Below are 5,550 nucleotides of genomic sequence, written 5' to 3'. Positions count from 1 at the left end.
CAGTACCGCCCCGACATCCTCGACGGCTTCCTCACCGGGGCCGGCCTCTCCCTCGACCTCCCACCGCCATCACCCTGAAGCGCCGAAGTCAGTAAGACGTGGAACGGCGTCCCCGGCGGCACGTCGGTGCGCACGTCGTGCACGGTGAGGATGAGGCAACGCCGGGAGCGAGGCAGGGCCAGCACGGCGGCCCTCGACGTCAGCCACGCGCGCGGCCGCGCCCGCGGCGCCAGCCCCCGATGGGCGAGCGGCGGCGGGCGGTGGCACGGGGATGGTCATCGCTGCTCCGGAGGGATGGGGTGCCCGGCCGAGCGGATCGCCATGTCGACGCCCGACTCGGAGGTCAGGTCCTGGAGGTGGCTGGCCGCCTCCGAATCGGCGCAGCACGTCTGCGAGCTCCGCAGCCCCGGAGCCTCTCAGGGGGCGCAGCCTGTTGCCGGGTGCTGGCGGACGTGTCTCCTCCGGGGTGCTCGACGCCCGCCGCCCCATTGCCGGGCGCCCGTCCGGGTGGGACCTGAACAGGCCGGCCGGGCCGGGACGCAATCGGGGCGCCGCGGGCCCGCTTCCGGCGGTCCATGGTGCCGGACGGTGGAACACGGGAGGATTCGAGCGGCCGCTGGACGCGTCCGGTACGTCGTACAGGCGGATGGCGGGCCTGGAAGTTCTGGACAGCGACCTGTTCATGCCGCCGGCCGAGGAACTGGACAAGGCCATCCGGGCGCTGCGCAAGGTCTACGTCCCCACCCGCGAGGAGGCGGACCCTCGGCGGTGTGCCGTGCGTCTCTGTCGTGAGGGCGTATCGGAGACCGCCTGGCCGTCTGTCACACGGGTCGACAGTCTCAGCGGCCCAGGTCCTGGAGGACCTCACGCGCCGCCCTCGTCCCGGAGGCCATCGCCCCTTGCAGCGAGCCGGTCGCCCGGTGGTCCCCGCAGACGTAGCGCCCCGCGCCGAACCGGCTCGGGCGGATCAGTGGCCACGGCGCCGGCATCGCCGGCAGCGCCTCCCGCACGGTGTACGAGGCGAGGTGCTCCCAGCCTGAGGTGTCCGTCCCGTACAGCCCGGCCAGCGTGGACCGCACCTCGGCCTCCCGGTGGTCCGCCGCCCCCAGTACCGAGGTGGAGACCAGTGCCCGGCCGTCCGTCGCGTACCCCGGCGCGACCTCGCTGAGCACCACCGTGTTCAGCACCCGCCGCGCGGAGTCCACCAGCAGGGTCGGCTCGGCCAGCGGGGGCACCGGCGCCGCGTGGTACAGCGTGGTCACCGTACGGGTGGCCGGCACCGCCAGCCCCGGCAGCAGCGCCGCGGCCGCGCCCGGGCCGGTGGCCACCACCACGGCCCGGGCCGGGAGTTCGGTCCCGTCGGCGAGCGCCGCCCCGGCCGCCGTCAGCTCCCGCACCGGCGTGCCGAGCCGCAGCACCCCGGCCGGCAGGCCCGCCGCGAGCTGCGCGGGCACCGCACCGATGCCGGCGTCCGGCAGGCAGAGGGTGCCGCGCAGCATGCTGCGCCAGACCAGGTGGAAGTAGCGCGCGGAGGTCTCCAACTCCTCCTCCAGGAAGACGCCGGACAGGAACGGCCGGAGGAAGTCCTCCACCAACGCGGGCGAGATCCCCGACGCGGCGAGCGCCGACCGGGTGGAGGTGTCCCGGCCCCGGCGGAGCAGGGCGGGCGGCAGCAGGGCGTCCCGGGCGCCGAGCAGGCCGAGCGCGGCGATGTCCCGGGCGGACCCGAGCCGGCCGGGCAGCAGGTCCGCGGCGTCCCGGGGACGCCGGGTGGGATCGGTGAACCTGAGCCGGCCGCGCGGGGTCTGCACCAGCACACCCGGGGTGAACGGACGCAGCCGCAGGTCCGCCAGTCGCAGCCGCCGCTTCACCTGCGGGTAGGAGGTGTTGAACACCTGGAAGCCGTGGTCCAGCAGGAAGCCGGCGCGCCGGTCGGTGCGCACCCGCCCCCCGACCGCCTCGGCCTGCTCCACCACGAGCACGTCGAGGCCGGCCCCGCGCAGGTCGAGGGCGCAGGCGAGGCCGGACACCCCCGCGCCGATCACCAGGACGTCGTGTTCTCGGGTGGGCTCTGCCGGCATCTCGCGCCGCCTCTCGGGTGACCTGCTGTCAGGGGTCCGGCACCGACCCTAGATCCTGACGGCCCGCCGGCCCGGGATCAGCGCGCTGGGCCGGGTCGCTCGAGTTCGCCGACCGCCCGGCTGAGCCAGCACGGCCCAGCGACCCCGGGCGGCGGGTCACGGCCGCTCCAGCCACGTCGTGGGACTGCGTCGCCGTGTACAGCGCGACGGGCACCGTCACCAGGCCGAAGGTCAGCACTCCGCTCCACACAGGTCGGGCTGCGGCCGCCTCCGCTCCCAGACGACTCCGGCGCGCCGCCGCTCGTGGGGCACGGGCTCACCGCCAGCGTCGCCGCCGCTACGCCGGCCCGCACGCGGGCTGGAGTGCCGAATCTGTCTGGAGGTTGTGATGATCATCAATAAGTTGCATGACGCGGGTGTGAGGTCGGAGCGCGCCTATCCGGCGGGCGTGGCGTCGATGGGGGTTGTCGTTCGCCTCGTGGGTGGTGTCCGTGAAGGCGCAGGCGGCGGGGCTCGACCGCGCGGACCGGTGGGGCATCTTCGTGGGGGAGTGGGCACCGACGTCCTTCTGCGTGGGGCGGGCGCTGTCGCAGGACGAACGCGAGGGGAGCCCGGTGTAGAAGACGTAAGCGCGGGGCCGACGGATCTCTCCTGTCGGTCGGCGCCGCCTGTCGGCGTCCGCGCCAATCCGCACAGGCGGGTACGTGCGAACGCGCACCGCGCGGGTGGCTGTACCTGGGCGGAGGGTGCCGGGTAGGTTGATCGTTTGGTCCGTTCGGGCGGGTCGGCAGGACGGTGCGGTTCGGCGGAAAGCCGAGGAATCTTCTTTCGTTCCGGATGTCGAGGACCCGTCCGCGGCTCCGACTGTGGGGTGGAAGCGCGCCGAGAGGGTGCGCGGAACACAAAGGGGACACCTGATGAAGTACGTCGCGATGATCTACGGCAACCAGGCCAAGTGGGACTCCTACCCGGCCGACGCCTGGCCCGAGGCGATCGCCAAGCAGGACGCGTTCAACAAGAAGTACCGCGACAGCGGTGAACTGCTGGGCGCCTACGGCCTGGCGGACGCGGCCAACGCGCAGCTGGTGCGCCGAAAGGACGGCGCTGCGACGGTCACCGACGGGCCGTACCTGGAGACCAAGGAGTACATCGCCAGCTTCTACATGCTGGACTGCGAGTCCCTGGAACGTGCGCAGGAGATCGCCGCCGACATGCCCTTCGCGGACACCGAGCCGGTCGAGCTGTGGCCGGTGCTGCACGACGCCGCGACGGACCTGTGACCGAGAAGCCCGCCGTCGAGGACCTGCTGCGCGAGCTGGCGCCGCAGGTCCTCGGCGCGCTCGTCCACCGCTACGGCGTCTTCGACACCTGCGAGGACGCCGTCCAGGAGGCGCTGCTGGCCGCCGCCCTCCAGTGGCCCGCCGAGGGACTGCCGGACAATCCGAGGGGATGGCTGGTCACCGTCGCCTCCCGCCGCCTAGTGGACGAGGTGCGCAGCGAGCAGGCGCGGCGCCGGCGCGAGGACCGCATCGCCCTGGCCACCCCCCAGGCCGAGCTGCTGAGCCGCGCCGCGGACGCCGAGGCGCACGCGGACCGGGACGACTCCCTGGCGCTGCTGTTCCTGTGCTGCCACCCGGCGCTGTCGGAGCCCAGCCAAATCGCGCTGACCCTGCGCGCGGTCGGGGGGCTGAACACAGCGCAGATCGCCGCCGCCTTCCTGGTGCCCGAGGCGACCATGGCCCAGCGCGTCAGCCGTGCCAAGCAGACCGTCAGGACCTCCGCGACGCCGCTGCGCCTGCCGGAGCCGGCAGAGCGGGCCGAGCGACTGGAGGCGGTGCTCCATGTGCTGTATCTGGTCTTCAACGAGGGCTACACCGCCACCGACGGCGCCGACCTGACGGTGCCGGCCCTGTCGACCGAGGCGATCCGGCTCACCCGGCTGCTGCACCGCCTGCTGCCCGAACACGCTGAGACGGCCGGGCTGTTGGCCCTGATGCTGCTCACCGACGCACGCCGCTCCGCCCGCACCGGACCGGACGGCACGCTGGTGCCGCTGGCCGAGCAGGACCGTGCCCGCTGGGACCGCCGGCTCGTCACGGAGGGCGTCGATTTGATCAGCCAGACCCTGCCCAAAGGGCAGGTCGGCCCGTACCAGTTGCAGGCGGCCATCGCCGCCGTCCACGACGAGGCCGAGCATGTCGATGCCACCGACTGGCCGCAGATCCTCACCCTGTACGACCTGCTGGCGCATCTCGCACCGAACCCGGTGGTCACCCTCAACCGCGCGGTCGCCGTCGCGATGGTGCACGGCCCCGCCGCCGGGCTCGACCTGCTGGCGGAACTGGATGCTGACAAGCGGACGGCACACCACCACCGCCTGCTCGCCACCCGTGCCCACCTCCTCGAACGACTCGGCGACCACCAGGCAGCGGCCGATGCCTACCGCGAGGCGGCCCGACGCACCAGCAGCACGCCGGAGCGGCGCCACCTCTCCTCCCGCGCGGCCCGCCTCACTCCCGAACGGGGCTGACCGCAAGAGCCGAAGCACCGCCGGACTCGGGCACCGCAGCTGTGCACGTCAGCCGTACCCGCCCGTGCATTGTGGGGTGTACACCGACACTCGGAGACTTGAGTTCGCTGAGGAGTTCGGGAGTGTCAAATCAACGGCTCTGTCCCATCCTCGGTGGTAACGAAGGGTGACGGGCGTCGTTGGCATGCTGTGCGTGATGTCAACGAGCTTGTGAGTGTGGTGTTTTCCGGGCTGTCCGCCCTTGTCGTCGAGGATGTGGCGGACGAGGGCGAGGTCATCCGGGTGTCGGCGCGGACCAGGGACGATCCGGTGCCGTGCCCGATGTGCGGGCAGCCGACGGGGCAGGTGCATGCCTTCCACGGCCGGGTGGTGGCGGATGTGCCGGTGGACGGGCGTCGGGTCGTGGCGTCGGTGCGGGTCCGGCGCATGGTCTGCCCGGTCCTGGGCTGCCCGCGGCAGACGTTCCGCGAGCAGGTCCCCGGCCTGATCGAACGCTACCAGCGGCGCACGCGCCGTCTCGCCGACCAACTCGGGCAGGTTGTGAAGGAGTTAGCGGGCCGGGCGGGCGCCCGCCTCTCCTGCGTCCTGGCCTGCGCGATCTCCCGCTCGACCACCCTGCGCGTCCTCACGGTCGTGCGGTGCCACCGGATCACGGCAGATGGGGACCGCGCTCTTGATCATCGGTCATTAGACTCCTGGGTTCGGATGCTGTCGGTGGACTGAAAGGTCAAGCCATGGACGATGATCGTTGGGCTGGCTGGCTGGCTGGCTGGCCGGAACGGATAGCGACGTGCGGACGGTCGTGGGCGCGATGCCGCAGGAAGTCAGGGACGAGGTCCGCTCCATACTGACTTCGGCGCTTCAGGGTGATGGCGGTGGGAGGTCGAGGGAGAGGCCGGCCCCGGTGAGGAAGCCGTCGAGGATATCGGGGCGGTACTG

At 72.7% G+C, this 5,550-nt stretch carries 3 protein-coding genes and 1 pseudogene; 3 read left to right on the top strand and 1 reads right to left on the bottom strand.

Translation table 11 applies throughout. From position 1 onward, the window contains the following. Positions 1-839 precede the first annotated feature (839 nt). The gene (locus tag ACZ34W_RS38260) at positions 840-2,081 is read right to left on the bottom strand and encodes an NAD(P)/FAD-dependent oxidoreductase (protein WP_465611067.1); all 1,242 of its coding nucleotides are present in this window, start codon (positions 2,079-2,081) and stop codon (positions 840-842) included. Between the two features lie 917 nt (positions 2,082-2,998). On the opposite strand from ACZ34W_RS38260, the gene ACZ34W_RS38255 reads away from it, so the two are divergent. The 3 genes and pseudogenes from ACZ34W_RS38255 to ACZ34W_RS38245 all read left to right on the top strand — a co-directional run. Next, positions 2,999-3,361, top strand: a complete 363-nt coding sequence (locus ACZ34W_RS38255) for a YciI family protein (protein ID WP_465611065.1) — start codon at positions 2,999-3,001, stop codon at positions 3,359-3,361. Next, positions 3,358-4,611 carry an RNA polymerase sigma factor gene (locus ACZ34W_RS38250; protein ID WP_465611064.1) on the top strand — a complete coding sequence of 418 codons (1,254 nt, stop codon included), beginning with the start codon at positions 3,358-3,360 and terminating at the stop codon, positions 4,609-4,611. The genes ACZ34W_RS38255 and ACZ34W_RS38250 overlap by 4 nt, the downstream gene beginning before the upstream one ends. A 189-nt stretch (positions 4,612-4,800) precedes the next feature. Then, a pseudogene (locus ACZ34W_RS38245) lies at positions 4,801-5,295 on the top strand (transposase family protein); the annotation flags it as partial. Between the last annotated feature and the right edge of the window lie 255 nt (positions 5,296-5,550).

Source organism: Kitasatospora sp. NPDC022856 (assembly GCF_055561235.1).
Note: the sequence above shows the minus strand (reverse complement) of the source record. Positions and strands in the feature narration are given on the sequence as shown.